Source organism: Kitasatospora sp. HPM-01-4 (assembly GCF_051374625.1).
Classification (GTDB): domain Bacteria; phylum Actinomycetota; class Actinomycetes; order Streptomycetales; family Streptomycetaceae; genus Kitasatospora.
In genome coordinates, this window is sequence record NZ_JBPQGP010000005.1 from 85,513 (window position 1) to 111,923 (window position 26,411).

24 protein-coding genes and 1 tRNA gene are annotated in these 26,411 nt (G+C 69.9%); 11 read left to right on the top strand and 14 right to left on the bottom strand.

The features are described 5' to 3' along the window. Positions 1-38 precede the first annotated feature (38 nt). Both ACSMTC_RS00855 and ACSMTC_RS00860 read left to right on the top strand, forming a co-directional pair. A complete protein-coding gene (locus ACSMTC_RS00855; RefSeq protein ID WP_436557662.1) occupies positions 39-278 on the top strand; it encodes a hypothetical protein in 240 nt (79 codons plus the stop codon). A gap of 251 nt (positions 279-529) precedes the next feature. Beyond that, positions 530-1,291 carry a class I SAM-dependent methyltransferase gene (locus ACSMTC_RS00860; protein WP_436557663.1) on the top strand — a complete coding sequence of 254 codons (762 nt, stop codon included), beginning with the start codon at positions 530-532 and terminating at the stop codon, positions 1,289-1,291. 321 nt (positions 1,292-1,612) lie between these two features. On the opposite strand, the gene ACSMTC_RS00865 is transcribed toward ACSMTC_RS00860, so the two are convergent. The 3 genes from ACSMTC_RS00865 to ACSMTC_RS00875 form a co-directional block, all read right to left on the bottom strand. Further along, complete coding sequence (locus tag ACSMTC_RS00865) at positions 1,613-2,623, bottom strand: terpene synthase family protein (RefSeq protein WP_436557664.1); 1,011 nt, start codon at positions 2,621-2,623, stop codon at positions 1,613-1,615. A gap of 481 nt (positions 2,624-3,104) precedes the next feature. Further along, positions 3,105-3,239 (bottom strand): hypothetical protein, encoded by a 135-nt coding sequence (locus ACSMTC_RS00870; protein WP_436557665.1) that lies wholly within the window; start codon positions 3,237-3,239, stop codon positions 3,105-3,107. An 89-nt stretch (positions 3,240-3,328) separates the two neighbouring features. Then, positions 3,329-4,159, bottom strand: a complete 831-nt coding sequence (locus ACSMTC_RS00875; protein WP_436557666.1) for an inositol monophosphatase family protein — start codon at positions 4,157-4,159, stop codon at positions 3,329-3,331. A gap of 194 nt (positions 4,160-4,353) precedes the next feature. On the opposite strand from ACSMTC_RS00875, the gene ACSMTC_RS00880 reads away from it, so the two are divergent. Then, the gene (locus ACSMTC_RS00880) at positions 4,354-4,968 is read left to right on the top strand and encodes a hypothetical protein (RefSeq protein ID WP_436557667.1); all 615 of its coding nucleotides are present in this window, start codon (positions 4,354-4,356) and stop codon (positions 4,966-4,968) included. A gap of 244 nt (positions 4,969-5,212) precedes the next feature. On the opposite strand, the gene ACSMTC_RS00885 is transcribed toward ACSMTC_RS00880, so the two are convergent. The 6 genes from ACSMTC_RS00885 to ACSMTC_RS00910 form a co-directional block, all read right to left on the bottom strand. Continuing rightward, positions 5,213-6,229 (bottom strand): NADPH:quinone oxidoreductase family protein, encoded by a 1,017-nt coding sequence (locus ACSMTC_RS00885; protein WP_436557668.1) that lies wholly within the window; start codon positions 6,227-6,229, stop codon positions 5,213-5,215. Between the two features lie 46 nt (positions 6,230-6,275). Further along, positions 6,276-6,641 carry a MerR family transcriptional regulator gene (locus ACSMTC_RS00890; protein ID WP_436557669.1) on the bottom strand — a complete coding sequence of 122 codons (366 nt, stop codon included), beginning with the start codon at positions 6,639-6,641 and terminating at the stop codon, positions 6,276-6,278. A gap of 86 nt (positions 6,642-6,727) precedes the next feature. Further along, the gene (locus tag ACSMTC_RS00895; protein ID WP_436557670.1) at positions 6,728-7,021 is read right to left on the bottom strand and encodes a hypothetical protein; all 294 of its coding nucleotides are present in this window, start codon (positions 7,019-7,021) and stop codon (positions 6,728-6,730) included. A 385-nt stretch (positions 7,022-7,406) separates the two neighbouring features. Next, complete coding sequence (locus ACSMTC_RS00900; protein WP_436557671.1) at positions 7,407-8,951, bottom strand: FMN-binding glutamate synthase family protein; 1,545 nt, start codon at positions 8,949-8,951, stop codon at positions 7,407-7,409. A 393-nt stretch (positions 8,952-9,344) separates the two neighbouring features. Then, positions 9,345-10,565 carry an MFS transporter gene (locus ACSMTC_RS00905; protein WP_436557672.1) on the bottom strand — a complete coding sequence of 407 codons (1,221 nt, stop codon included), beginning with the start codon at positions 10,563-10,565 and terminating at the stop codon, positions 9,345-9,347. 557 nt (positions 10,566-11,122) lie between these two features. Next, positions 11,123-11,196: transfer RNA gene (locus tag ACSMTC_RS00910), tRNA-Met, on the bottom strand. Positions 11,197-11,763: 567 nt separating this feature from the next. Here ACSMTC_RS00910 and ACSMTC_RS00915 point away from each other — a divergent pair. Next, positions 11,764-12,162: a hypothetical protein gene (locus tag ACSMTC_RS00915; protein WP_436557673.1), complete on the top strand. Its 399-nt coding sequence runs from the start codon at positions 11,764-11,766 to the stop codon at positions 12,160-12,162. 182 nt (positions 12,163-12,344) lie between these two features. Here the strand turns inward: ACSMTC_RS00915 and ACSMTC_RS00920 are convergent, their stop codons facing one another. Beyond that, the gene (locus tag ACSMTC_RS00920) at positions 12,345-13,112 is read right to left on the bottom strand and encodes an SDR family NAD(P)-dependent oxidoreductase (protein ID WP_436557674.1); all 768 of its coding nucleotides are present in this window, start codon (positions 13,110-13,112) and stop codon (positions 12,345-12,347) included. 585 nt (positions 13,113-13,697) lie between these two features. Here ACSMTC_RS00920 and ACSMTC_RS00925 point away from each other — a divergent pair. Further along, positions 13,698-15,125 (top strand): CoA transferase, encoded by a 1,428-nt coding sequence (locus ACSMTC_RS00925; protein ID WP_436557675.1) that lies wholly within the window; start codon positions 13,698-13,700, stop codon positions 15,123-15,125. Between the two features lie 30 nt (positions 15,126-15,155). Here the strand turns inward: ACSMTC_RS00925 and ACSMTC_RS00930 are convergent, their stop codons facing one another. Further along, entirely contained in the window at positions 15,156-16,085 is a 930-nt protein-coding gene (locus ACSMTC_RS00930; RefSeq protein ID WP_436557676.1) for a LysR substrate-binding domain-containing protein, read from the bottom strand. 697 nt (positions 16,086-16,782) lie between these two features. On the opposite strand from ACSMTC_RS00930, the gene ACSMTC_RS00935 reads away from it, so the two are divergent. The 5 genes from ACSMTC_RS00935 to ACSMTC_RS00955 all read left to right on the top strand — a co-directional run bounded on the left by ACSMTC_RS00935 (position 16,783) and on the right by ACSMTC_RS00955 (position 20,966). Beyond that, complete coding sequence (locus ACSMTC_RS00935) at positions 16,783-17,655, top strand: alpha/beta fold hydrolase (protein ID WP_436557677.1); 873 nt, start codon at positions 16,783-16,785, stop codon at positions 17,653-17,655. Between the two features lie 40 nt (positions 17,656-17,695). Further along, positions 17,696-17,923: a hypothetical protein gene (locus ACSMTC_RS00940; protein WP_436557678.1), complete on the top strand. Its 228-nt coding sequence runs from the start codon at positions 17,696-17,698 to the stop codon at positions 17,921-17,923. A 274-nt stretch (positions 17,924-18,197) separates the two neighbouring features. Next, positions 18,198-19,412: a beta-ketoacyl-[acyl-carrier-protein] synthase family protein gene (locus ACSMTC_RS00945; RefSeq protein ID WP_436557679.1), complete on the top strand. Its 1,215-nt coding sequence runs from the start codon at positions 18,198-18,200 to the stop codon at positions 19,410-19,412. A 160-nt stretch (positions 19,413-19,572) separates the two neighbouring features. After that, positions 19,573-20,103 (top strand): NUDIX hydrolase, encoded by a 531-nt coding sequence (locus tag ACSMTC_RS00950; protein ID WP_436557680.1) that lies wholly within the window; start codon positions 19,573-19,575, stop codon positions 20,101-20,103. 323 nt (positions 20,104-20,426) lie between these two features. After that, positions 20,427-20,966, top strand: a complete 540-nt coding sequence (locus ACSMTC_RS00955; protein WP_436557681.1) for an RICIN domain-containing protein — start codon at positions 20,427-20,429, stop codon at positions 20,964-20,966. A 795-nt stretch (positions 20,967-21,761) separates the two neighbouring features. On the opposite strand, the gene ACSMTC_RS00960 is transcribed toward ACSMTC_RS00955, so the two are convergent. Both ACSMTC_RS00960 and ACSMTC_RS00965 read right to left on the bottom strand, forming a co-directional pair. Then, on the bottom strand, positions 21,762-22,526 hold the full coding sequence (locus ACSMTC_RS00960; protein ID WP_436557682.1) for a class II aldolase/adducin family protein: 765 nt from the start codon (positions 22,524-22,526) through the stop codon (positions 21,762-21,764). Between the two features lie 262 nt (positions 22,527-22,788). After that, positions 22,789-23,442 carry a TetR/AcrR family transcriptional regulator gene (locus tag ACSMTC_RS00965; RefSeq protein WP_436557683.1) on the bottom strand — a complete coding sequence of 218 codons (654 nt, stop codon included), beginning with the start codon at positions 23,440-23,442 and terminating at the stop codon, positions 22,789-22,791. 59 nt (positions 23,443-23,501) lie between these two features. On the opposite strand from ACSMTC_RS00965, the gene ACSMTC_RS00970 reads away from it, so the two are divergent. Then, entirely contained in the window at positions 23,502-24,905 is a 1,404-nt protein-coding gene (locus ACSMTC_RS00970) for an aldehyde dehydrogenase family protein (RefSeq protein ID WP_436557684.1), read from the top strand. Positions 24,906-25,149: 244 nt separating this feature from the next. On the opposite strand, the gene ACSMTC_RS00975 is transcribed toward ACSMTC_RS00970, so the two are convergent. Then, on the bottom strand, positions 25,150-26,241 hold the full coding sequence (locus ACSMTC_RS00975) for a vWA domain-containing protein (RefSeq protein WP_436557685.1): 1,092 nt from the start codon (positions 26,239-26,241) through the stop codon (positions 25,150-25,152). Between the last annotated feature and the right edge of the window lie 170 nt (positions 26,242-26,411).

Consider the following 26,411-nt stretch of genomic DNA (forward strand, 5'->3'; position numbering starts at 1 on the left):
AGGTCAGGCCGGGAGAGCGGGTGCGCGGATCCGCATGGATGATCTGGATCGATGCGGACGGACCGGGGCAGCAGGTCGGCGATGGCCTCGTAGGCGGGCAGGAAGCGGTCGCGCGGCGCGCGGCCTGCGGTGGGGTCCGGGCGGATCCCGACGAGGCGCCGGCGGGCGAGGTCGACCGGTTCACCGCGGCGCCACAGCGGGAACAGGTCGAAGCCGCCCGCTTCGAGGCTGCCACGCACCCGGAGTCGGAAGCTGACGCCGCGTCGGCGGCCGCGTAACGCCTGCCGCATCGGCACATGGCCGTCCTTCGAGTCGCCAAAGCCGGTTGTCCCGACCACGCGCGCCGAGCCGCAAAGGACGACCGGTCAGCAGAGCCGGTCTGCTGGCGGCCGCCGGGTTCCCGAAGCACCGGCGCTTGCGTCGACGAACTCCTGGAGGACGACGCCGGAACCGGGGCGTACCGGATCGGCGTCAAGCACCAGGACGACGCCAGTGCGATATGCCGCGATGACAAGACGGAGAGCGCAGCATGCCTACCGCCGAAAACCGTGCCCAGCCCGCACCTTTGGCCCGGGTGAACGACTATGACGGCTTCGCCGAAGCCTACTCGGCCCTGAGCGAGACCAGCCTCCTGAACGCCTATTACGAGCGGCCCGCGATGCTGTCCCTCGCCGGAGACGTGGCCGGGCGCCGGATCCTCGACGCCGGCTGCGGCTCTGGCCCGCTGTTCGCCGCGCTACGCGATCGGGGTGCCCTCGTCACCGGCATCGACGCCAGCGCCGGGATGCTGGAGCTCGCGCGGCAGCGGCTGGGTGCCGACGCGGCCCTGCACGTGGCCGACCTGAGCAACCCGCTGCCGTTCGCCGACGGTGCGTTCGACGATGTCGCCGCGTCGCTGGTGCTGCACTACCTGGAGGACTGGGGGCCGACGCTGGCCGAGATGCGTCGGGTGCTCCGGCCCGGCGGCCGACTGATCGCGTCGGTGCAGCACCCTTTCGTGGACTACGCGATCCAGGATCCTCGGCCCGACTACCACGCGACCACCCGCTACACCGACGAATGGACCGACCTGGTGGGCCGGCCCGCCCCGATGAGCTTCTGGCGCAGGCCACTTCACGCGATGACCGATGCCTTCACCGCGGCCGGCTTCCGCCTGGCCGTCATCAGCGAGCCACAACCCGATCCGGCCGCCCGCGAGCTTTACCCCGACGACTTCCAGGCCCTCTCGACCAACATGGGCTTCCTGTTCTTCGTCCTGGAGGTGCCCCCGGCTACCGGCTCGGCCGAGTAACGAGCAACCGGGGCAGAACCCCTCGCACCACGGAACACGACCGACCGGAGCCAGATCAACACGACCAGTCCAGCCACCGGTTGGGGCGGACACACCGTGCCTGGTCAGCACCGTCAGGCAGCCCGGGTCCCAGCCACGCGGGGTCGGGCCTCCAGGTGGGGCACGGGGCGGCGAACGGCCCGGCGCGGTACTGGAGGAGGCCGATGACACGCTCGCGGGCGTAGACCTACCGCTACCAGGCCACCCAGGAATCCCTCTTCCCTCCCCGAACTGACACACCACAGCAGCACGAAGGGGTGACGGCGTGGTCCCGGCACGCCCCTAGAAGACGTAGGCTGCCGATGTGCCCAGCCCGCGGGGCTTCGCGAGGGCTCCGAAGGTTGTCCGGCCGAAGCGGCCGGTCAGCTCGTGCCACCGGTACGAACCGGCCAGTGCCTCCTGCAGGGCCTCGACGAATTCCACCGCGTCGGGCGGTACGGCCCCCGGGGCCTCGGCCAGCGTGTTCACTCTCGCGGTCAGCAGAGCGTTGACGACGTCCCCGGCGCCACGCCGGTCGACCCCGAGGACCTTGTGGGTCACCTCCACACCGTTGTTGCCGACCGTGCCCTCGTCGACCTCCCGGTCGTAGGACACGATGTCGTTGTGCAGGCTGACGCAGTCCACGAACGCGTCCAGGGCGGTGCGGAACTCCCGGCGGCCGTACACGTGCTGCGGGAGCTCACCCATCGTGTGTTCCATCAGCACGGCGGTGAACTGCAGACCGCCGAAGTCGCGGCGGGCCCCCAGATACTCGATCAGGTCGGCCACCGCATGGTCGACGTGCTCGAGCTCCCACAACACCCCGTCCAGGAAGCGCCGCACGCTGCCGATGAACCGGTCACGCCAGAGCACGGTCATGGTCGCGGCCGTACCGGACCACAGATCGGCGAAGGCCCGCTCCACGGGGTTGTCCGGGACGAGCGGCCGCGGAAGGCCGTCCAACGGCAGGAACCGCATCAACCGCTCCACCTGGGCCTCGGCCGACGCCTGGTCGTGGTCGCGCCGGAAGAGCGGCAGGAAAAGATCGTCGACAAACCACAGTGCGACATGCCAAGCGGTCACCAGGTCCAACTCGCCGGCGCCGGCGTCCGGATGGGTCAAGGCGATGAACAGCGGGAAGTCAGCCCGGCTGAAGGTTTCCTCGCTCCACCTCTCCGGCCATGCCAGGTACTCCACATCGAACATGCCCATCCGCCCCGCCCACTCCTTGGCATGTGCGCGGGCCTGATCGACATGCGGGTTGAGACGGGACCGGAACGGCATGTGGAACTGCGGCTGTGCAAGGAAGCCCATGATCAGCAGCTTCCCGCTCCGGCACCCGCTCCGGGCGCCCATCATGCCGAAGATCACCCAAAAGTTTTGAGTTGCACGCCGCACCGTGACCATGGAGCGCCTGACCACCAAGGTCATCCCCGGGTCTTCCTGGTACAGACGACTCGCCCGAATGTCGCATCTGACGGCCTTGACAAAGGGATTGGGAAATCCACACAGCCCCCCGGAACACCACTACCACACCCGTGACGGATCATCACCGCCACTCCCCCGCCGCGATGTTCCGGGACGGCCGTAGACGTGCTCGTTACTCCCACTCCTCGGCAGCAGCCTCACCAGCGCGCTGAAGTGGCCCCGGCGCGCTGGCCGCGACTGGCACACCTACCTGGCCAGTCGTGCACACGGCGAAGGTGTCAGAACGATTTCCGACCAGGAGCGTCGGCGGCCTGCTCCCGGGCGGGAACGCACTCCGGTGCCGCAGAGGCCGGTCTCCCGCGAGATGTCAGTACGCGGCGTTGCGGAAGCGCCGCAGGCCGAGGAGAGCCGCGCCGGCCGCCCACAGGGCCGGGATCACCGTGCCGACCCAGTGGGCATAGGCACAGTGCGGCGTGCCGGTCCCGCAGGCCCGGGACGACACGGCCGGCCACGGCACCATCCCGCACCACCGCCGCTCTCGCCGCGCTGCTGCACGGCGAGAACGCGGTCCCGGTCGGTGTCCGGGCCGTCTCACACTCCGGCGAGCAGCTTTCGCACGCGGGCGGCGGTGTCGGCGTCGCGGGCCGCCGCGAGAGGCAGTTCGTTGCCGCCCTCGATCCGGAACGGTCGGCCCGAGACGGTGGTCTGGGCGCCGCCCGCCTCGGTGACGAGGAGCAGGCCGGCCGCATGGTCCCAGGCGTTCTCCCAGCAGAAGGCGGTGGCATCGAGGTCACCGCGAGCGATCGCCACGTACTCGAGCCCTGCGGAGCCTGCGCACGGCCGTGTGTTCATCCCGTCGACCTTCAGCCTGAGCAGGGAGCGTTTCTGCTCGGGCGTCGTGTAGTCGGGATGCGAGGTGGCGACTTCCAGAGTCGCCCCGGGCGTTGGGGAACCGGATTGCAGCGGAGTGCCGTTGAGCCGCGCGCCGCGGCCTCGGATCGCGGTGGCCATCTCGCCGAGGGCCGGGGCGTACGTCCACGACGCCAGCACTTCGCCGCGGTGGGCGAGGGCTACCAGGGTGCAGAAGCCGGCCTCACCCTGGACGAACGGCCGGGTACCGTCGATCGGATCGATGATCCATACCGCGACGTCACCGCGGAGCGCGTCGTACACACCGGGATCCGCGTGGACCGCTTCCTCGCCGACCACCACCGAACCCGGGAGGATATCGGTCAGGGCAGCGGAAAGGTACTCCTCCGCGCTCCGGTCCGCGATGGTCACCAGGTCATGCGGTCCCCTCTTCTCGGCCACCTGGTCGGCGGCGAGTTTCCGGAACCGGGGCATGATCTCCGCAGCGGCCGCGTGGCGGATGATCTCCTCCACCGTGCCCGCAAGACTGCCGACAGAGCGTTCGTCGAGCATCTGTTCATCCATCGTGAGTGGCCCTTCGTCGCATGGTCCGGGCCAGGGTAGATCGAGGCACCGACAACGTGGCCGCCGCCTTTGCGTGACGGCTCATCGGCCTGCTCCCGGACTCCGGCAACCGCCCGCGAGGTGAGGGCATCGGGGAGGTGGCGGGGTCGGGCCTGTCGGAGGGAGGTGGCACACTCGGCGGCATGAAGATGACCGAAGCGATCGAAGCGGTTCTGAAGGCGAACGATCCGGAGGGGGAGCCCGGGTATCTCGGCGAGTTCACCCTGGCGGGGCGGCTGTTGAGCCGCGGGGAGATCGCGGTGTGCGGGCTCGACGGTGGGGACTTCTTCACGTTCGACGACGTCGCCGACGGGCTGCACGAGGTGTACCTGGCGTACGACTGGGACGACGAGCGGGGCGCCACCGTCTCGGCGGTCGCGCTGGTCGCGAGCGGTACCACCCCGCAGGCGCTGACGGATGCGAGCTGGGAGGAGGCGTCGGACGACGTCAACCAGCTGAGCGAGGACGCCTCGGCGATCTGCTCCAGCACCCCGGACAACCTGGTCATCGGCGGGGCCCTCCACCGGACCGCCGGGTTCGCTCAGGCCGAGGACCCCGTGGCCCATGCCGTGGCCGAGTTCGAGGCACAGCAGCAGGCCGGCTCCCGGACCCCGGTGCTCGATGTCGTCGTCGACCCGGCGAGCGGCGCGAACGCCCTGGTCTTCCCCACGTGTGACTTCACGTCGAACAGCATCCTGGTCGGCCGGAACGAGAACGGTACGGGCGTCGGGATCTTCTGGTCCAACTTCGACGGGTGATGTTCGACGGGTGCCGGGCGGCTTGTCCCGCGCCAGGAATCCGAACCCGCGGCGCAGCGGCCGGGGTGGGCGGTCACCCGTTGACGCACCGGATCTCACCGCCGGTCGGCGCGCCGGTGGGAGCACCCGTGTCCACGCCACGAGTGTGCGCCGCCGTGGTCGCGGTCGCCGGCCCGGCCCGGCCGGCCACGGCGGCGCGGCCCGGGCGGGCGGGCGGCGAGGTTGCGGTGAAGCACAGGCGTTCCTAACGCCAGGGATCGAGGGCGAGCTTGCCCCGGGTCTGGCCGGCTTCGAGTTGCTCCAGCACCTTGGCCCCCTCGGCCAGGGGGTGGACCCGGGGGGTGCCGGGCGGGTACACGCCGTGGGCGATGAGGGCCTCGATCTCGACGAGCAACGACTGGTAGAGGGACGGGGCCGCGACCGCCAGTGCACCGATGTGCAGCCCCTTGACCTGGACCTGGTGGGTGAAGACCAGGTCGTGCGTGGTCAGGGTGGCATCGCCGGAAGCGGCACCGAACACGACGATGCGTCCGGTGATGGGTTTGGTGACCGACAGGCTGGTCTTGAACGTGGCCTGTCCCACTGACTCCAGGACCAGGTCGACACCGCCGGTCAGGCGGGTGATCTCCTCTGCCAGATCGGGGCGTCGGCTGTCCAGGACCTCGTCGGCGCCGAGCGCTTTGACGGTGTCGTGCTTCGCCGGTGACGCCGTGGCGATCACGCGGGCACCGTAGTGGCGGGCGAGGCGGACGGCGGCCTGCCCCACGCCTCCGGCCGCCGCATGGACGAGGACTGTCTCACCCGTCCTGATCTCGCCCAGCGGCTTCAGTGCGGCCAAGGCGGTGGCCCAGTTCAGCACCAGGCCGAGGGCTGCGGCGTCGCTCCAGCCGGACGGCACGGGCAGTACACCCGCGGCTGGCATCGTCATGTACTGCGCGAAGGCTCCCGGGCCGACTCCGACGACGTGGGTGCCGAGCTGCAGCGGGCTCTCGACCTCCGGACCGACGCCCACGATCTCGCCGGCGGCCTCGAAGCCCGCCACATAGGGGGCCTGCGGGCCTCCTCCATAAGTTCCACGGGCCTGCATGACGTCTGCGAAGTTGACCCCGGCGGCGCCTACCCGGATCAGGTACTCGCCGGGCCCCGGGGTGGGGCGGTGATGATCGGTCGTGAGGGCCAGATCCTTCGGTCCCCGATTCGATCGCTGGACCAGTGCTCGTACCGTCTGCTCAGCGGTGTGCTGCTGCTCGTTGATCTCCATGCACCGAACGTAGGACTCTGACACTTACGTCAAGGTCAAGCGGCGGCTACAGATCAGTACGGCGGGTCTCTCGCAGGTAGGCGTCGAGTGCCGCCTGCTGATCGCTGAGAACGGCGATGCGAGCAGCGAGCCGATCGCGATAGCTCTGCACCTCGTGCAGAAACTCCGAGCACACCGCGTCGGTGCCGGCTTCGGATCCGTCAGTGAGGCGGGGCAGGAGTTCCCTGATCAACCGCACGGGCAGCCCGGACTCCAGCAGCGAGCGGATGACCAGCACCCGGTCGATCGTGGACTGGCAGTAGTCGCGGAACCCATTGCTGAAACGGCCAGGGACGATCAAGCCCTCATCCTCGTAGTGCCGCAACGATCTCGCACTCACGCCGCTGACTCTGGAAGCTTCACTGATCCTCATACCTGGAGGCAACGTCCAGGAACACCACGATCTTCCAGCACCCTCGACGAAGTGAAGACCTGTCCAGGCGTCAACTCCCGCAACGCCTAGGAGTCCGCCAGCCAGGACAGCAGGCGGCCCTGCGACCAGCAGCGGCCAACGGCCTCGGCGCGCAGAGCCGACTGCTCGAACACCGCCAGGCCGATGATGCTGTGGCCGGAGGCGCGGCGATCGCCGAATGTCGGTATCGTCGGCGCGACCCCCATCCACTGCCCAGGTCCTGGCCCACTCGCCGACCTTGAACAACGGGTCGGCGAGGACAGCTGGTTGGCGATCAGTACCTCGATCACCTGATCGTCGGCCGGGTGATCGACCTTGAGGACCGGGCACAGCCCGTCCACGATCACGATCCCGGTGAGGTCCAGGCGGCGCAGGGACCCCGCGCAGGCCGGCAGCGCGCCCGGACGCCGGCGGCCCGGTCACGCCCGGTCTCCTCCCGGGCGTGACCGGGCCGGGCCCGGCGTCACCAGCGCGCGATCCGCTCCGCCGCGCTCTCCTCCGCCCGGCCGGGTCGCTGTCCCTCACCTTGCCACGGAACAACGCGCGGCAGCCGGCCGAACCTCCCCGCCGCCCTCGCCGGGGCCATCGTGGCCCGGTCCACCTCCGCCATCAGCACCGGCGCCCCGACTTCCGGCACCCGCCACACCGCGCCCTTCACACCGCGCCCGGACACACCTTGCCGCGAGCAAGGGAGTACTGAGCGCGGTGTTGGCCGCTGTCGGCGCGTCAGACGGCCGGCTTCTCGACGGAGGTCGGCTTGGTGGTGAGCAGCGCAGTGATCTCATCGGCGAGGTGCGGGCCGAGTTCGCCCCAGCCGTCCTTGTAGCCGTAGACACTTGCCAGGGTGCGGGCCTCGTAGTCGCCGTTCATGATCTCGATGTCGTTGGCCGTGATGAGTGCCGGGTGGGCGACGCCGACGGCCGAGGAGACCTTCATCAGTTCCTTGCGCAGGGTGCGCAGGTAGACAGCGGCCCGGGTGGCCTTCGAGGTGGGGTCGAGGCCGCGGGCCAGCCACGGGTTCTGGGTTGCGATGCCGGTGGGACACCTGTCGGTGTGGCACTTCTGCGACTGGATGCAGCCGATCGACAGCATCGCCTCACGAGCCACGTTGATCATGTCGGCACCCAGAGCGAAGGCGACCGCGGCGTTCTCTGGCAGGCCGAGCTTGCCGGAGCCGATGAAGGTCAGGTCGTCGGTCAGCCCCAGCTCGGCGAAGGTGCCGTAGACCCGGGAGAAACCCATCCGGAACGGCAGCGACACCGAGTCCGCGAAGATCCGCGGCGCCGCCCCGGTGCCGCCCTCGCCGCCGTCGATGGTCACGAAGTCGACACCGCGGTCACCACGCGCCATCAGCGTGGCCAGCTCCTGCCAGAAGCCCATCTCCCCCACCGCGCTCTTGACCCCGACCGGCAGACCGGTCTCGGTGGCGAGCAACTCGACGAAGTCGAGCATCGAGTCGACGTCGCTGAACGCGGTGTGCCGCGACGGGGAGGCGCAGTCCTTGCCGACCGGGATGCCGCGGATCCCTGCGATCTCCTCGGTCACCTTCGCGCCCGGAAGCATCCCGCCCAGCCCTGGCTTGGCGCCCTGGGAAAGCTTGATCTCTATCGCCTTGACCGGGGCGCCGGCGACCACGTCCTTGAGCTTGTCCAGGTTGAAGCTGCCGTCCTCGTTGCGGCAGCCGAAGTACGCCGTACCGATCTGAAGGACGAGGTCACCACCGCTGCGGTGGTACGGCGAGAGGCCGCCCTCTCCCGTGTTGTGCATCGTGCCCGCAAGCGCCGCCCCCTTGTTGAGCGCCGTGATGGCCGCGCCGGAGAGCGATCCGAAGCTCATCGCCGATATGTTCACCACGCTCGCCGGCCGGAACGCCTTGGCGCGCCCGCGCGGCCCGCCCAGCACCTTGGCCGAGGGCAGTGGGGCCTGCGGGTCGTGCGCGTCGGGCAGGGTGCCGGCGAACGTGCGCTGCTTCAGGTAGGCGTGCCCCTGCACGTGCTCGACGTCGACCTCGGTTCCGAACCCGAAGTAGTTGTTCTCCTCCTTCGCCGACGCATAGATCCAGGTGCGCTGGTCACGACTGAACGGGCGCTCCTCCTCGTTCGAGGTCACGATGTACTGCCGCAACTCCGGCCCGATCGTCTCCAACAGGTACCGGGCGTGCCCGATCACCGGGAAGTTCCGCAGCAGTGCGTGCCTCTTCTGGACAAGATCACGGGCAGCCACCAGCGCCACCGCCGTGGCGGCGGCCGCACCGATCCTCCGGGCGTTCATGAACGTTCCTCCTCGATGCACGACTCCATCACCAGGCGGTGAACGTCGTGGTGTCCTGTGGGCGTTGGGCGACGGGCACAGCCGAGGGATCGTCAGCGTCCGTCGAAGAACGCGACTGATATTAGGAGGCCACGCGGACAGACATGTGGTCAGGGGCTGGTCCGGGCTTCGGCCGCGCGCCGGCACGGACACACCGGCTCACCATCGACATCCGCCTGCACCGGAACGCGCCTGCGGTTGCCCTCCCAGCACGCGTTCCGCCACGCGGCCGGCCACTTCCCGAACACGTCGTGCACCCCGCGGGCCACCTCCCCGCCTCCTCCGCCGACAGGCCCCCGCACCGCCCGCTCCATCACCCCCATCGCCGAGGCGACCAGGCGCACCTGAGCGGTGTCAGCTCGGCCAGGTGAGGCGGCGAGCGAAGTGGGCCCAGGTGCCCAGGACCATGAGCGTGGCGGTGAGGCCGCCGAGCGTCATGACTGTGGACGGGGAGGTTCGGTCCACGATGAGACCGCCGATCAGCGCACCAACCGAGATGGTCGCCTGGAAGGAGGCGGTGAAGAGCACCGATGCTGCCTCGGGTGCATTTGGCGTCGCCTTGGCGAACCACGCCTGGGAGGAGACAGGAACGGCGCCGTAGGCGGTGCCCCAGACAATGAGAAGGGCCACGACGCCGACCTGCCGGCTTCCCAGGATCGGCAGGAGCAGGGTGACAGCCGCGATCATGGCAGCGGCGAGACCGAACGTAAGTCGGGGATAGCGCGTGACCACCGCACCGCCCAGGAAGTTGCCGACGATTCCTGCGGCACCGTAGAGCAGCAGGAAGACGGTGGTCAGTTGCGAGCTGGCGTCGGTGACCTGCTCCAGGAACGGCGTGACGTAGGTGTAGGTCCCGAAGTGGGCCAACACGATGAGGAAGGTCAGCAGCAACGCGAAACGCGTGTTGACACTCTTGAGCATGCCGCGCAGCACACTCAGGCGGGTCGTCTGAATGGGCGGCAGCGGCGGCACGACCAGCACGAACATGGTCAGTACACCGACCGTGAGGGCACCCATCACGACAAAAGCGGTGCGCCAGCCGGCCAGGTCTCCGATGAACATGCCAGCCGGTACGCCGAGCACGGAACCGAGCGGTACCGCAGAGAAGATCACTGACGTGGCGCGGCCGACTGCCTCGGCCGGCACCAGACGCTCGGCCAATCCCGCGCCGATCGACCAGAAGCCACCGATGACAACGCCGACGACGACACGGGAGACCAGGACAAGCCAGTAGCCGGGTGCCACGGCGGCCAGGAAGTTCGCCACGGTCAGCAGGAGCATGAACACGCACAGCATCAGCCGACGGTCGATGCGTGCTGTCGCCACGGTGACCACCGGTGCGGAGACGGCCGCGAGGAACCCGGGCATGGTCATCATGAGCCCGGCCATGCCGTCGGAGACGGCGAAGCTGGAGCCGATCTTGGTGAGCAGGCCGATCGGCAGGATCTCGGTTGTGACGATCGAGAAGATTCCCAGCATCACCGCAACCACGGCCAGCCACCCGATCAATGGAGATCGGGTCGGCAGACCGGCTCCGCCGGCGTGGTGTGTGGTGGCGGTGTCTGTTGAGACCATGAATTCCGTCCTGTGAAGAGCCTGCCGTTTCGTGATCAGTGCAGCAGGCTCCGCACGGGGAAGGCTGGCGGTACAGCGACATCACCATTGTGAGGCGATGGTGATGTCGCAGATCTGCTGACTCAGCGCCACAACATCAGGGCTGGACAGGCAGGGCTTCGGCAGAGTTGCCCGTTGTCCGGTTCGCGATCACCGCGTACAACCCGATCCGCTCGCCGGGTTGTGGGGAGCGGGCGGGCCCGAACTGTCAGGGGCGGGCGTGGAAGCGGCACTGGAAGGTATTCCCGCAGCTCCTGGTGGTCCTGGTCCGCAGCAAGGCAGGCGGCCTGCGTCGGGCGCTGGCGGACCTGCGCCGGGTCACCGAGGAAAACCCGGTCACCGCCGAAATACTCGTCGCCGTTCCGGCCAAGGGGCTGCTACTGACGGCGGCCTTCGCACTCAGACGGCGATCTGCCGGACGGTCAGCTTGCCCTCAACGCGGGCCCGCCCGCGCCGTCAGCCAACCAACGAACAGGGCCGGGGCCAGCGCACTCATGCGCCAGCCCCGGCCCTCATCGTAGCGGGGACAGGATTTGAACCTGCGACCTCTGGGTTATGAGCCCAGCGAGCTACCGAGCTGCTCCACCCCGCGTCGGTGAGACCACCCTATACGGCGATCGTGCCAACACGAAATCGGCTTCTCCCAACGGTCCGGCCTGCCCTTGCCGACCGCGCCCGCACCAGCCGCCGGCGCGCGCCCACCCGGCACACCCCCGACCTGCAGGAGACCTCGTACGGTCTGTTCGCCGCGCCCAGCCTCCGGCGGCCCCGCAGTCGCGCCGTCACCGCCCCGGTCGCCGAGCTCGCCCTCGCGGCGGCACGCTGGACCCAACTGCCGCCTGAATCACGTGCACCATCCCTGCCCGGCACCACGCGGACTTCGGCCGGATCCCCTCCCGGAAGACGATGTTCGGGCGAGAACGGGCACTGGCCGGCCGGCCACCCACGTCCAGCGGCCTCCCGCCGGGGCGGCGCGGGGCGAGGACCGCGTGGTAGTGCCGGTCGAAGGCCAGCAGTGCGGGCCGGGTCAGCCGCCAGGCGGGGACGGCGTTGACGCAGTCGGCCAAGCCGGGTCCCTGGCCGAGATGGCGGCCCATCAGCCTCTCCGCTTCCTCGCCTTTGATCAGCCCCGGGCACCGGTACGTACTGGAAATCCGGTTTGACCTTCAGCCTGGTCGGCTGGTCAGGTCAAGCCATGGAAACCAGCACAACCGGTGATCGAGTACCCGCAGAAGCGGTCAGGCTCCTTGAAGCACTTCTCAAGAGCGACAACCCTGTTCATCGCGTTCTGCGGGCCCAGATCCCGTATCTGCGGGTGACCGGGCGCTGCGCGTGCTCCTGCGCCAGCATTGAGCTCGGCCTGGACGAGACTCTCGTGCATGCCGCTCCCGTCGCCGACAGTCCCGTCGTCGCCGAGAGCGAAGTCCTCGATGCCGACGGGCAGCCCATCGGTGGAGTGCTCGTCTTCGCCCATGCCGGCTACCTGTCCTATCTGGAGACCTACACCTGGCTCGACGAGCAGATCACACAGTTCCCCTCCCCCGATCGGCTTCGCTGACGCTCCCGTGGAACGGCCTTCCAAACTGCAGGGCCCTGTGCGTTACGAGTGATCCCGTTCGGCAGCTCGCTCGAGGCGAGTGCTTAAGGATCAAGCTGGGCCACATCCGATAATTGATCTTGTAGGGCCGTCTGATCCGGCTCCGCGGCGCCTGACAGGATCTCCTCAGGCCAGGAGGGGATTCACGTGCTCGGGAACAGCGGCCCGCCCGCCAGGAGGCCGCCGTCGACAAGGAGGATGTGCCCGGTGACGTAGCTCGCCTTGTCGGAACCCAGGTACTGGACGGCCTCGGCGATCTCCTCCGGGGTACCCGCCCGGTGCATGGGCAGCACCGAATCGACCGCGTCACGCGCCGTGTCGTCACCGGTGAACCGCTCGTACATGGCGGTCCGGGTGTAGCCGGGCGCGACCGCGTTGACCCGGATACCGTGGGCGGCGCCTTCGAGTGCGGCCGCTTTGGTGATGCCGACGACGGCGTGCTTGCTCCCGACGTACACGGTCGCGCCGGGGTATCCCATCAGACCGTAGCCGGAGCTGACGTTGACGATGCTGCCTCCGCCCTGTTCCCTCATGGCCCGGAACTCGTGCTTCAGGCACAGCAGCGTCCCCTTGACGTTGGTGTCGAAGGTGAGCTGGTAACCCTCGTCGGTCACCTCGGTGACAGGGCCGGGTGTTCCCTCGGTGCCGGCGTTGTTGAAGGCGACATCGATCCGCCCGAACCTCGCCACCGCACGGTCGACGAGGTCCTTCACATCGGCCTCGAAGCGGACGTCGGCACGCACGAACTCGGCCTGGGCACCGAGGTCGGCCAGCTCGCTGGCCAGCTTCTCACCCACGTCCTCCCGGCGGCCGGAGACGACAAGGCTCGCGCCTTGACGGGCGTAGGCCAAGGCGGTGGCGCGGCCGATACCGGTAAGCGCGCCTGTGATGAGGACGACGGGATCAGACACGTCGATGGTCCTTCCTGTAATCACCCGGATGAACGACGGGTAGGCGGTTCGGAACCCGCACGACACCGGGTTCCTCTTCGAGCCGGGCGTATCCCCCGCTGCGCCCCCAAGGAAGGTGTCCCAGCCGGACGAAAGCCGCATCGGACCGACCGTCGTATCCATCGAACGGCGGCACTCGATGACCCGTACGGCCCACGGACGGCGGCACGGTCCTGGAACGCGTGATCGCCGAGGCCATCGCCGCGCAGTCGCGTGCCCGGCACGGGCGCGGGATCACCGTGCCTCCAGGGATGGCGGGGGAACGGTGGACGGTGGCGCCGGACGATCAGCGCTGTGCCGCCTCGCACCGGTATCCGGAAAACCCTGCGGAATTTGGCTCCGTCCAATACGGGATGGCAACCGAATCGATAGCGTGGAGGATATTTCCGCGGCGCCAGCTCGGATCATATGGCTGGGGATATCGGTGATTCGGGGAACTGGTATTGGACGGCGCTGAGCCGGATCGGCTGTTCTGGTGGAGGCCGCCCTGGTCGGGTCGGCCGCCGCGTCGGACGCGGTTCGTCGTCCCCGGAGGAGAATTCGGACATGACAGTCCAGCAGGAACAGCACACCGACGCCGCGTACGGTGCCCTTGCGGGCCTGTACCGCGAGTTGGGGTTCACGGCGGCGGACGCCGTCGGCACCGTGGTGATCAGCGGGGCCGATCCGGTGACGCCCTCGGTGCACCGGATCGGCGACGCCGCGGCGGCCGCGCTGGCCGCACTGGGCAGCGAGGTCGCGGCCGTCCACCGCGAGCGCGGTGGCGCGATCCAGGACGTCACGGTGTCCGTCGAGGCGGCGGTGCGCCAGCTGATGGCCGTGTTCTTCACCCGGATGCGGGGCATCCCGGTCGCGCAGCTGCAGGAGGACCCCAACCTGCTCGGCAACAGCGACTTCTACCGTGCCGCCGACGGCCGCTTCGTCTACGTGCTGTTCTCCTACCCGCAGTTGCGGGACATCGCTTGCCAGGTGCTGGACTGCCCGCCGGACCGGGGGCGGATCGCCGCTGCCGTTGCCCAGTGGGACGCACTGGAACTGGAGGATTCGATCTGCTCGCGGGGCGGCACCGCGATCGCCGTGCGGACCCGGCAGGAGTGGCGGGCGCATCCGCAGGGCCGGCTGCTGGACGAAGGGCCGCTGATCCGGATCGAGAGGCTCGGGGAGAGTGCGCCGGAACCGCTCCCGGCGGCGGACGGCGGCCTGCCGCTGGCCGGGGTGCGGGTGCTGGACAACACCCATGTGATCGCCGGCCCGATCGCCGCGCGGATCACCGCCGAGCTGGGCGCCGACGTGCTGCACATGTCCGCTCCCAGCCACCCGGACCCGGTCGGGATGATCGTCGAGACCGGGATCGGCAAGCGCGCCGCCTTCTGCGACCTGCTCGACCCGGCCCAGGCCGCCGCCTTCCGGTCCGTCCTGGCCGGCACCGATCTCTACGTCTGCAACTACCTGAACCTGGACGCCAAGGGCTTCGGCCCGGCGGCGCTGGCCGAGTACCGGCCCGGACTGGTCGTGCTGGACTTCCTCGGCTGGGGCACCGAGGGCCCGTGGGCCCAGCGCGGCGGCTTCGACCAACTGGCCTCCGCCGCCACCGGCTTCGCCGCCGAGGAGGGCTCCTTCGACGCGCCCCGGCTGCCCCCGACCTATCTGCTCAACGACTACCTCGCCGCCGTGCTGGGCGCCGCCGGAGCCCTGGAGGCGCTGCGCCGCCGGGCCCGGGAGGGCGGCAGTTACCGGGTCCACGTCAACCTGGCGAAGGTCTGCATGTGGGTGCAGGACCTCGGCCTGCTCCCCCACGCGCGGATGGCCGGGCTGCCGGCTCCCGACCCGCACCAGGACGAGGTCGAACTGGCCACCGTGCACGGCCCGTTCGGCGAGGTGTGCTACCTGCCCACCCAGGTGGGTTACTCAACGCTGGCGCCGCGGCTGACCCGCACCGCCGAGCCACTGGGCGCCTCGCCGTTCGCCTGGTGACGGCACCCGCCACCGGCTGGGCCGTCACGGTCACGCCTCCGGCCCGGCGGCCGCCGCGGGCCCCTCGATCTCCTGACGGTGACGCTTCATCAACTCCAGCAGGGTCTCGACGGCCGGGTCGGCCGCCGGGCGGCTCAGCGCCGCAACCGTAGTCACCAGCCGGTGGGCCTCCGCCAGCGGGACGAAGCGGATCATCGGGTGACCGAGCGCGGCGATCCGCTCCGGCACGAAGCAGACCGCCACGCGGGCCGCGGTGTAGCCCAGCATGCTGGTCAGCTCCTCGGCCTGGGCCCGGCTGCGCGGAACGAAGCCGGCCTCCCGGCAGACCTCCTGGATCAGATCGTGCATCCGGGCCATCGCCGACGGGGCGGCGGTGACGAACTCCTCGTCGCGGAGCCGGGAGAGCGGCACCGGGCCGGCGTCGGCGAGCGGATGGCCGAGCGGCACGGCCAGCACGGTGCGCTCCTCGGCCACCTCCTGCACCGCCAGATCCGCCTGATCGGTGACCGGCAGCCGCACCAGCGCCAGGTCCACCGCTCCCTGCCGGACCTGCTCGGCCAGTTCGGCGGAGTCCCGTTGGCGAACGTCCAGCCGGATCCCCGGCACCTCCCGAGCGGCCAGCGTGAGCAGCTGGGGCAGGTGCCAGTAGCCCAGGCTGCTCACGTAGCCGAGCCGAACCGTGCCCTCGACGCCCCGGCCGACCCGGCGCACCCGCGCCACGGCCGCATCCTGGGCTTCCAGCAACCGCTTGGCATCCGCGGCGAACGCCACACCGGCCGCCGTCAACTGCACACCCCGCCCCGCGCGTTCCAGCAGCGGCACACCGAGTCGGCGCTCCAGTCGCTGCATCGCCTGGCTCAACGGCGGCTGACTCATCGACAGCCGATGAGCGGCACGCCCGAAGTGCTTCTCCTCGGCGAGCACTACGAACTGTTCCAGCAGGCGCGAGGTGAGTTCCATCCGGTCACCCTAACGACCTGGTGCGTGCCGCTCGACGGCCGGCTCCCGACCGCCCTTGCCTCACTTTCGGTGGTGACGGAGAGCAGGGCAGCACGCCGGAGCGCACAGCACCTACGCCATCAGGCCGAAAACCCACAGCGGCGCACAAACGACCCTGCGAACTGGCGCTACTCGGAGTTGCCGAGAGCCTTGGGTTGCGAGGATTGGTTCACCGCGCGCGTATCCACCTGCGCCGAACTCGATGAGGCCATGGAGACCGCGCAACGGGCGACAACGGGCTGTTACATCGAGGTGATGACCGACACCTACGCGGCCCCGCCGCTGGCCAACCGGATGCACGAGCACCTCGGGACGCTCCACTCCACGTAACGCGGTGAGCGACCGAACCCGCCCGCCGCGGCTGTGACTGAGCTGAACCCCCACGACGTCGCGAATACGTAGCTACCGCGGCCCGCAACATGTGGTCGAAGCAGGTGTGTGGATCGGATGGTCCCCCTGCGGCGTCGGCCGATCGCGGTGGCGACCTGGTCGAGCTTTCAGCGACCATCTGGATCTTGGCCGCTGACACACGTGAATGGTGTCACTGTCACTCTGATGCCGTGCCGATTTCACCCGGTTGCGCCGAAGGGCGGGCGCGGTGGCAGCAGCTCGTGAACGCTGATGCGTGCTGTAGCTCCCAAGGGAATGCGAGGACAGCATGACGGCATCTGTGACCCATGGCATCCGACGCCGCGTACGGCGTCTCCACATTGCTGCGGCGGGGTGTGCCGTGGCCGCGTTCTGCTCGGCTCCGGTGGCCCCGGCTGTCGCGGCTGGCAGCGCGGGCGGCGGGAAGCCGACCATCGTGCTGGTGCACGGCGCCTTCGCCGACGGATCCAGCTGGAACGGGGTGATCCAACGGCTCGAACGCCGCGGCTACACGGTCATGGCCCCGGCCAACCCACTGCGCGGGCTGTACAGCGACTCCGCGTACATCGCCTCCGTGCTCAGGAGTGTCAAGGGGCCCATCGTGCTGGCCGGCCACTCGTACGGCGGCTCCGTGATCAGCACGGCCGCGGCCGGCAATCCCCAGGTCAAGTCCCTGGTGTACATCTCGGCGCTGATGCCCGACGTGGGTGAGAGCGGCATGTCGCTGTCCGCCCGGTTCCCGAGTGTCCTGAACACCGCCACCAGGTCCGTGCCCTATCAGGCGGGCGGAGGGGTCACCGGGACCGACCTGTACCTCAAGCACGACAAGGTGCACCCGGTTTTCGCCGCCTGTCTGCCTGTCAGCGAAGCGAATCTGCTGGCCGTCACCCAGCGGCCCGTGGCCACCACCGCGTTCTCGGAGAAGGCCAAGGTCGCGGCGTGGAAGTCCATACCGTCCTGGGCCCTTGTCAGCAGACAGGACATGACGATCAACCCGGACCAGGAACGCTTCGAGGCCAAGCGTGCCCACTCCCACACCGTGGAGATCGACACCTGCCACGTGTCCCCGATCGCCCGTCCCGACGCCGTAGCCGACCTGATCCTCCAGGCTGCCACCGCCACCGCGACGACGGGCGCACCACACACCACCCGAACAAGCTGAACAAGCCAGCCACCGATCCGCGCAGCCGACCGACCACCACTTGACTGCGAAGTCCGCAGGTCGTGATCGGCTGCCTACGAGCTGTCGATCCGGCTGGCCCATCCGCTGGCCGGTCCCCTCGCCGAGGCTGTACCCGGACGGCGAACTGCTGCACCGCCACCTGGACCTGGACGGCCTGGCCGCGGACGCCACTACCGACGCCGCCCGCGGCCGCCCGCTCACCTTCTCCGCTCTCGTGACGGCGGCCGCCCGCCCGTCGACGCCCTGACAGACAGCGACACGACGCACGGTTCGGCCGCCGTGTCCGGCAGTACCGCCGGAGCCCGTTGCCCGAGCGGATGCACCAAGACGGACCCACGCCCCGCCGTCCGGGCGCGGATCCGGGCGCCGCCGCGCCGGCCTACGTTAGTTGTTGGATTAGGACAATCTCTCGCTTTCGAATCGGTCGACTCCAACTCTGATTTCCCTTCTGAACGCTGGCAGGATCCCCATGAGAGCAAGTCAGGAACTATGTGGCATCCACACAATTCAAGGAGGCTCGTGTGACCCGTAACGGTCGTGTGCTGGTGACGGGCGTCGGTGCGATGACGCCGCTGGGAGCCGATGCGCCGTCGTCGTGGTCGGGGCTGCTGGACGGTAAGTCGGGGGTGCGTTTCCTGGAGGAGGAGTGGGCCGCGGACCTGCCCGTGCACGTTGCGGCCGGGCTCACGGTGGACCCTGCCTCCCTGCTTCCGAGGGCCGAGGCCAGGAAGCTGGACCGCGGTGAGCAGGTCGCCATCCTCAGTGCGCGCGAAGCCTGGCAGGACGCCGGTGCGCCGCAGGTCGAGCCGGAACGGTTCGCCGTCGTCATCGGCACTGGGACCGGTGGTGTCCTCAGCACGCTGGGGCAGGACGATGCCTTCGAACGCGCCGGGATCCGCCGACTGTCGCCGTTCGCGGTCCCCATGCTGATGCCCAACGGGCCGGCTGCCTGGGTGAGCATGGACCTGGGCGCGAAGGGAGGCGCCAGGACTCCGGTGAGCGCCTGTGCGTCCGGGGCGGAGGCCCTCGCCCTGGGGCAGGATCTGATCCGCAGCGGGCGGGCGGACGTGGTCGTCGCAGGTGGGGTGGAGGCGTGCCTGCACCCCTTCACCATCGCGGCGTTCGCCCAGATGAAGGCCCTCTCGACGCAGTCCGTGGACCCGGAGACCGTGTCCCGCCCGTTCGACGTCAAGCGGTCCGGGTTCGTCATGGGCGAGGGCGCGGGGATGATGGTGCTCGAACGCGCCGAGTTCGCCCGGGCCCGAGGAGCACGTGCCTACGGCGCGCTGGCCGGCAGTGCCGTGAGTTCGAGCGCCAACCACATCACGGCTTCCGACGCGGAAGGCCAGGCCTTCGCCATGGAGCTGGCGCTGCGCGACGCCGGCCTGGCCCCGGCGGACATCGGGGTCGTGCACGCCCACGCCACCTCGACGGAGTCCGGTGACCTGGCGGAGGCCGAGGCGATCGGACGAGTGATCGGCGGCCACGCCGCGGTGACGGCGACGAAGTCGATGACGGGTCACATGATGGGCGCGTCCGGAACGGTTGGCGCTATGACCGCTCTGTTCGCGCTCAGGGACGGCGCGGTGCCGGCCACGCGCAACCTCGACGAACTCGACCCGCGCGTGGAACTGGACGTGGTGCGAGGTGAGCGGCGCACCGGTCAGTGGTCTGCCGCGCTGGCCAACTCGTTCGGGTTCGGCGGGCACAACGTCAGTCTCGTCTTCACCAGGTGACGACGAGACCTTGACCGCCACGCTGGGCGGTATGCGCCCCACAGGCCCGGCTGCCGCCCACTCGTGATGCCGTGTCGTTGCTCAGACCGGCCTGACCATCGGGCCGGTCACGAAATCACGAGGTCAACCTCAGTAGAGGCTCGCTGAAAGAAGGCGCGGAATGCGATGGACGGTCCATGGTGAGCGGACGCTCCTGGACACCCCGTGGGTTCGACTGCGCTCGCTCGACGTGAGACAACCGGATGGCGTTCGCACCGACTACCACGTCGTACGGCTCCGGGACGTCGCCGTCACGGCGGCCGTAGACGACCAACGGCGAGTTCTGATGCTGTGGCGCCACCGATTCGTCACGGACACTTGGGCCTGGGAATTGCCCATGGGGCTGATCGAGGATGGTGAGACACCTGCGGCCGCCGCCGCCCGGGAATTGGAAGAGGAGACCGGATGGCGCCCGGAGGCGATGCGGGAGTTGATCTACGCGCAGCCGGCAGCAGGTATCACCGACTCCCAGCATTTCGTGTTCCGCGCAGACGGGGCGCGGCGTGTCAGTGAACCCACGGAACGCAACGAGTCGGACCAGCTGGAGTGGATCCCACTGACCAGAATCCCCGGCATGATCGCCCGCCGGAAAATCGTCAGCAGTGCGACGCTGGTGGGCGTGATGGCGATCCTGCTGAACGCGCAGGCCTGAGCGATGGCGTTACGAGGTCTGCCGGGCCGACGCGCGGGCGGCGTCGAGCACCTCCCGAGGACGAGGTGCGTACCCTCCCGGCGAGCGATCAGCCGGTCGATCGTCACCTTCGAGCGGGCCGGGGTCCCGGAGTCCGGCACGGCCAGCCGCTTCGTCCATGACGGGACGGCGGGAACTCCAGGTGTTGGCCGCCGCCCTGACCCACACCGGACCGGTATGTACGGCGCATTCACCGGACGTATATCTGCTGTCGACCACCCTCTACGACGTTGGTGACCAGTCCGGGACGCCGTCCCGGGCACCCCACCTTCTGGAGGCCATCCATGTCCATCGTCCGCAGGGTCGCCGTGGCGGCCGTCGCCGCCGTCGCCCTCGCCGGTGTCGCTGCCGGCACCGCCCAAGCCGACGGGCCCGGGCTCGGTTCGTCGGCGGGCGGGAGTGTTTCCGTCAACAACTACGCGTACCAGAACGGCAGCCTCGACGTGCAGGGGAACGGGCAGGCCAACGGCACCCGCGTGGGTACCTACGGCACCAACTTCTCCGAGGCGCAGCTCGTCAACTGGCGCGGCTTCGACGGTGACACCTTCGCCATCATGCCCGGTACGTCCGGCAAGGTCCTCGACCTGGACGTCGCGACCGGCACGGTGCAGATCTGGGACGCCGGTCCGGGGGCCGATCTCGGCGCCGCCAACGGCGGTGCGCTGCCCGCCAACCAGCGGTGGCACAGGTACTACAGCAGCAACGGCTGGAGTGTGCTGCAGAACGTCGCGACCGGGCAGTGCTTGAAGTCCAACGGTCTGGCCGCCTACCTCTCGGTCGCCGCCTGCAATCCCAGCGACTTCTCCCAGGTGTGGCACTTCTGATAGGGCGTGCGCAGGCGCCTCACCCGGCGCCTGACTCCGGTGGCACGCCGAGGAGTTCGCGCATGACGCGGGGGTAGGGCGTCCCTGCTGGTTCCGCTCTGGTTCCGCGTCGGGCTCTCTGGCGCGCCCGGAGGGGACGTGCACACCGGGCCGTCACCCGGCGGCTGCCCTGGATGTAGCGGAGCCCCGCACCGCCCGATGCCGTCGGCGATTCGGGGGCTCCGAGCGACGTCGGTCTTCAAGGCCCAGTTGTGGTCTTGGAGACCGACGTTGTCGTTTGGGGTGGGGTTCGATGTCGATGCGTCCGGCCGAGTCGCCGGCTGCCTGAGTAACTACGCTGCCACGCAAGTCACCTGAACCGGAAGCTCAGCATGGGCGGTGCGGGCTATCCGGAGACGTTCGGTGCCCTTGCGGTGGGCCTTCTCCGTGTCGTCGTCCTGGGCGACCTCGCCGACCGACTCCCCACCGTCTGCTCCGGACCCGCCGCAGCCGGGCGGCCGCGACGGAACTGGGTCGCGGGCTTCGTGGCACTGCTCACGCTTGGCGTGGCCGCCGTCGTCCTCAGCGCCCTGGGCGGCCGGGTGGCCGCCACCTCGTTCGCCTACGCGGCCCGGATGAGCGGCCAGCCGGGCGTGCTGACCGTCGGCCGCTGCTGGGGTGGCAACGCGGCCAAGCCGTACCTGATCACCTCCTGCGCCCGTTCGTTCCGATCCGACGACGGCCGGACGGTGACTCAGGCCGCGCGGGCCGGCGCCGGTCAGGTCCCGGCCGCCCGGCCGGTGGAACGGGGGCGTCCTAACGTTCCGGCTCCACCCGGCGTTCGGCGCGCCGTACCCAGTAGCGCCAGCCGGCCTCGATCTGGCTGGGCGGCCAGACGGTCGCGTCCTTCTCCAGGCTCTCCTCGCGGTCGGTCCAGTGCCGCAGCTCGCCCGCCGCCTGGGCGGTCAGCTGGAGGGTGCAGGCCCGTTCCAGCAGGATCGCGTACATCACGGCGTGGGCGAGGTCCCGGCCTGCGGTGAGCAGGCCGTGCTGCGGCATCAGGCAGGCCCTGGCCTGGCCGAGGTCGGCGGCGAGGGCCTGGCCGAGCTCCCTGGTGCGCACCAGGTTGGCGGTCGCGCGATAGCTCGGCAGGCCGTGTTCCGCGAAGACCACCGCGTCATGGCTCAGCGGACGCAGCGGCACCCCGAGGGCGCTGAAGGCGTTGGCGGCGGCCGAGTGGGTGTGCAGGGAGACCTGGACGTCCGGGCGGGCCCGCATCACCTCGGTGTGGATGTGGTACTCCAGGTGCACCCGTCCGGTGCCTGCGAGCGGTCGGCCATCCCAGGAGACCAGCAGCACGCGGTCCGGACGGACCTCCTCCAGGCCCCATCCCGCGGACTTCATCCACACCCCGCGTCCGGCCGGGTCGCGGACCGCGAGGTGACCCCAGACCATGTCCCCCTGCCCGGCCTCGGCGAGCACCCGGCTGCCGAGCGCGGCCAAGGCCGCCGCTTCCTCGTCGGTACGGGCGGCCTCCACGGCGGGCCTCGCGTCGTCCGGTCCGGGGGTGTTGACGTTCATTGGCGCTCCTCCTGCGGTTCCGTCGTCTCGCCCGGCCGTCGAACTCGCCGACACCCGCCGGCGTCCGCGCGACAACGACGGGGACCTCGGCCGGCCAAGACCCGTGCCCGGGGCCGGTGTTCACCACCCAAGGTAGCCGGTAGCCCGAGCCCGAACGACGGCAGGCCGGTTCAGACGGTGTGCTCGGTATGGTGGTCACCCCGGCCGGGGCCGGCTGCTCGACCACGGCAGCGGGGCGGGTCGGCGCCCGGGACCTGACCGTTCAGGCGGACCGCCCGCCCATGGCCCGCAGGACGAAGGGCAGCAGCCGGTCGGCGGTCTTTCGGGCCGTGGCCTCGTCGACGTCCTCGGGCGGTTGTGGGGTGAGCAGGAAGTGGCTCATCACCGGGCCGACCACCACCTCGCCGAGCAGGTCCACGTCCTTGACCGGCGGGATCTCGCCCCGCTCGGCCGCCCGCCGGACGACCTCCGCCACCCTGCGGTACACCGGCTGGAGGAAAGCCGTCACGAGCGCCTCGGCCAGGACCGTGTTGTGGGCGGCCTCGCCGATCAGGGCACGGATCAGGCGGCCGCCCTCGCCGGTCATCGCGGCGGCCTTGTCCCGCAGGACCACCCGCAGGTCGCCTTCGAGGCTGCCGGTGTCCGGCGGCTCGTACGACCCCTCCCCGTAGAGCGCGGCGGCGGCGATCACCAGATCCTCCTTGGAGGACCAGCGGCGGTAGAGGGTCGCGGTGGACACCCCGGCCCGGGCCGCCACGGCGGCGGTGGTCAGCCCGCCGTATCCGCTCTCCGCAAGGACGGCCAGCGTCGCGCCCAGCAGCGCCCGGTCCCGGGCGGCGTCGCGGGGGCGGCCCCGGCGCGGCGCGGGCCCGGCGGCCTGCTCGGCGGGGTGGGGCGGGGGCGTGCCGTGTGTCATGCCACAGATCCTACCGAAACCAGAAACGAAATTGTTTCGTTTCGTTTATGCTCGAGGGCATGAGCACTGACACCCTCACCACCACCGCGGCCGCCGACGCCGCCGCCACCGTCACCCGCCTGAACGCCGCCTTCGCCACCGGCCGTACCAAGCCCCTCGCTTGGCGCAAGGCCCAACTGCGCGCCCTGCGGCGCCTGCTGGTCGAACAGGAGGACGCCTTCGCGGCCGCTCTGCACACCGACCTCGGCAAGAACGCCACCGAGGCGTACACCACCGAGATCGGCTTCTCCATCAACGAGATCGACCACACCCTGCGCCACCTCGACCGCTGGCTGCGCCCGCGCCGGGTGCCGGTCCCGCTGGCGCTGCAGCCCGCCCGGGCCCGCACCGTCCGCGAGCCGCTCGGCACGGTGCTGGTCATCAGCCCCTGGAACTACCCGCTGCAACTGGTCCTCGCCCCGCTGGTCGGCGCGATCGCCGCCGGCAACTGCGTGGTGGTCAAGCCCAGCGAACTCGCCCCGGCCACCTCGGCCCTGCTCGCCCACTGGCTGCCCCGCACGCTCGACCGGCAGGCCGTCGCCGTCGTCGAGGGCGGAGTGGCGGAGACCACCGCCCTGCTGGAGCAACGCTTCGACCACGTCTTCTACACCGGCAACGGCACCGTCGGCCGTATCGTGATGACCGCCGCCGCCCGCCATCTCACCCCGGTCACCCTGGAACTGGGCGGCAAGAGCCCCGCCGTCGTGGAACCCGGAACCGACCTCGCGACGGCCGCCCGCCGCATCGCCTGGGGCAAGTTCATGAACGCCGGCCAGACCTGCGTCGCCCCCGACTACGTCCTCGCCATCGGCGACACCGCCACCGCCCTCGAAGGCCACCTGACCACCGCGATCCGCGAGCTGTACGGCGCCGAGCCGGCCCGGAGCCCCGACTACGGCCGCATCGTCAACGAACGCCACTTCGACCGCCTGACCGCGCTGCTCGCCGACGCCCGCATCGTCACCGGCGGCGACCACGACCGCGCCACCCGCTACCTCTCCCCCACCGTCCTCGCCGACGTCGCCCCGGACGCCCCGGTGATGCGCGAGGAGATCTTCGGCCCCGTCCTCCCGATCGTCCGCGTTCCCGACCTCGACGCCGCCATCGCCTTCATCACCGCCCGCGACAAGCCCCTCGCCCTCTACGCCTTCACCGCCTCAACCACCACCAAGCGCCGCCTCACCGCCGAAACCTCCTCCGGCGCCCTCTCCTTCGGCGCCCCCAACGCCCACATCGCCATCCCCGGCCTCCCCTTCGGCGGCGTCGGCGAAAGCGGCCTCGGCCGCTACCACGGCACCCACTCCATCGACACCTTCAGCCACCGCAAGGCCGTCCTCGACAAGCCCCTCCTCGCCGACCCCCTCCGCCTCGCGTACCCGCCCTTCACTCCCCTCAAGTCCCGCCTCCTGCGCCGCTTCCTCTGACAGGGCGTTCAACTGAGGTGCTCGCGCGAGTCGTTGAGGTGCTCGCTCGTCACTCCGCGCGAGCCGAGGCGGCCAGAGCCCGGCACTCCCCCGCCGGACACGCCGTCGAGCTCCTCGAAGCCGGGCGCCTCAACGAGCGGCTGCTCCTCCGTACGCGGCGCGGCGACAACCGCCTCGGCACCCGCCGCGAAACGATCGCCACCGTGGTGCCCCGCCGATTCCGTGACCGGATCGCGGTTCTCACCTACAGGATGACGAGCAGCTTGGTGCCCGGCACCAACTTCCGGTTGACGGACGTCGACTGGACGAACACGGTGTACGACGGGTTGTCGCCCGGCTTCACCGTGACCTCCGACTCCGGCAGGCCGAGGAGCTGGCGGGCCGCCGGACCCGAGAACACCCTGCCCGTCATCCGGCCGGTGGCCGGGTCCTTCTCCGCCACGGCGAGCTGCTTGCTGCCCTGGACCTTCTCACGCTTGGACAGCTCGTAGAACGCGCACCCGGTCTTGTACTGGTGCCCGGCGCTGGTGACGAAGTCGCGGATCTGCATCTGCTGGTCGACTGGGATCAGGATGTACTTGCCGGTGTCCAGGGCGTCGAGATTGGCCTTCACCTCGGCGGTGCTCAGATCCTGGCCCATCGCGAACAGGTTCCTGGTACCGCGCACGCCCTGTTCGCGGCCCCGCAGGAAGCTCGTGGCAGCCGTCTTGACGGTACCGATGGCCTCCTCCACGCCCTTGCTGGAGTCCGCATCCCAGATCGCGATGTTGCCCGCCGGGAAGCCGTACTCCTGAGCGGTGCGCTTGGCCAGGGAGTTCGGGACCAGGATCGCCGAGGTCCAGTGGTCAGGGAGGTCGTCCATGGCGCCCTGGATGCGGCCTATCCACGTGCGCAGGACGGCGGTGCCCCGGCCGCCGTCCATGCGGGTGTGCATCTGGCCGGTCTCCGAGCAACCGGAGGCGTTCTCCTCGCCGTCGGTGACGACGACCTGGAGGAAGGAGTGCTCCCCATACCCCTCCCAGATGTTCTTCAGGTCGTCGACGGACTTCACCGCCGCCTCGATCAGCGCCGTCGCACCGTTGTTGACCTCGTAAAGGCCCCGCAGCGACGGCAGGTGCTTGACGTCCATGTCCCAGACCAGGTTCTGCACCTCGTGATCGAAGGCGTAGAGGCTGATGCGGGTCTCGTGACCGAGCCGGTCGGACTCCTCCTGAAGGCCCTTCACGAACTCGTCCACCACGCGGACGAGCTGCGCCTCGTGCTGGTACATCGAGCCGGACTTGTCGACCACGAGCGAGACGTGGTTGACCTTGTGCCTGATCCTGTTCGCAGACATGGTTCTACCCCTTTTCCAACACTCTTCCGACGCCCTCCGGCGCCCCCTCCAAGGTTGTTTCCACGCTACGGCGGGGCACTGACAACGCCTTCCGGCCTGGGGCCGCAGATGCCGGCCGCCCGTACTTGAGGAAGACGGGCACTGACGGTGGAGCAGAAGACGTCAACCAC